The organism is Chromobacterium fluminis, assembly GCF_011602385.1.
Classification (GTDB): Bacteria; Pseudomonadota; Gammaproteobacteria; order Burkholderiales; family Chromobacteriaceae; genus Chromobacterium; species Chromobacterium fluminis.
In genome coordinates, this window is sequence record NZ_JAAOMA010000110.1 from 1 (window position 1) to 1,402 (window position 1,402).

Below are 1,402 nucleotides of genomic sequence, written 5' to 3' on the forward strand. Positions count from 1 at the left end.
TTAAGGTCCAGGCCTTTGGCGGCCAGCAGCAGGTCGGTTTCGCTGAAGGGTTCGGCCTGGCGGCCGTATTGGTGGGTGAGTTGCGCCGGGTCGGCGGCTACGCCGTGGAACTGGGCCAGCAGCACCAGGCCCAGCAAGCCCAAATCGCTGATGTTTGCGGAGGAGGCAGAACCGTCCGTATCCGTTTGAGCAAGCATAATGACCGATTGTATTTAATGATTGGGGGCACGATATGCCACACCATTACCCAATACAAGTAACACATTCACATTTTATTATGTGATTATTTAGCGCAACCGATAAGTGTTTGTTTGAAATAAAGCTTTTATTGCACCTGCAATGTTCTAAGTAAAACTACGCATTGACCGTGCCGCGCGCCAATTTGGGCGCCATTTGCCCTCATGCCGAATGTCATGCGAGCAAGGATTCCCCAAGCCGTCTAGATTGGTACAATAAGCGGCCCGTGACGCCCGCCCGCGGCGGTCGTCCGCCCGATCACAAGCCCAGCGCCTGATTACCATCGCAAACAGGCCCCCAGAACACCCAGCATAGGCAGCAGATGACCAGTCCGAACCAGGCCGCCAATCCGGCGCCGACAGCCGAAGAACCGGTGCTCCGCGCCCCGGAAAACGAAAACACCCTGGCCACGCTGGCCATTCCGCTGGGCGAGACCATTCTGACGCTGACCGCCAACGGCACGCCCATTTACGGCATCTTGCAGCGCAGCCGGGCCATGACCGAGCAATCCGACTTCTTCCGGCTGCAGTTTCGCGGCTACGCCCGCGCCGACGGCCACCGCTGGCAGTTGTTCGAGGGCGAGGACAGCCATTTCCAAGCCGCCCACAACTGCGCCTGGGTGCGGGTGGACCGGCCCAGCCGCACCGTCACCTTCGGCCCTAAAAGCGGCGTGCAGGCCAGCCCCGGCTTTGTCGGCACTGGACTGGACACTTTCCTGTTCGCCAGCGTCATCTCATGGGCCAAGGGCATTTGCCCGGATCACGCCATCAGCCCCGGCATGATCGCCATGAACCAGACCTCGTCGGAAGAAGAGCGGCTGCAGCGCAACGCCTTTTACGCCAGCCAGGGTTTTGAATTTGAATGGCAGGACGCCAACCAGCGTTCCGCGCTCTACTTCAAGGACAAGGTCAACAAGCTGCTGGGGGTGTGGAACAAGGAGCTGATCACCGAGGTGGGCGGCGAAGCGATGCTGCAATCTCTGGCGCGGCAGGACGAAACCCGCGCCGAGCTGGAACAGCGGCTGGAAAAGCTGGAAAGCGTGCACGACAACCTGAAACGGGCGCTGCAAAAAGAGCGCACCACCGCCCAAATCCTGACCGGGGTGCTGATCCTGTTCGCCATCTGCGGACTGTGGGCGGTCATCTAGCGCCACCCTCCCTTGACC

General features: G+C 60.2%; 2 protein-coding genes. One reads left to right on the forward strand and one right to left on the reverse strand.

All coding sequences use genetic code 11. The features are described from left to right. Nucleotides 1-197: cysteine peptidase family C39 domain-containing protein (locus HA052_RS27050; protein WP_166454435.1), on the reverse strand; the 197-nt coding region annotated here is incomplete at its 3' end. A 362-nt stretch (nucleotides 198-559) separates the two neighbouring features. Here HA052_RS27050 and HA052_RS27055 point away from each other — a divergent pair. Next, entirely contained in the window at nucleotides 560-1,384 is an 825-nt protein-coding gene (locus HA052_RS27055; protein WP_166454436.1) for a hypothetical protein, read from the forward strand. Nucleotides 1,385-1,402 lie beyond the last annotated feature (18 nt).

What these genes read in the sequence shown, in the direction of transcription:
- HA052_RS27055 (WP_166454436.1), top strand. Translation starts at nt 560, where the DNA reads ATGACCAGTCCGAACCAGGCCGCCAATCCGGCGCCGACAGCCGAAGAA.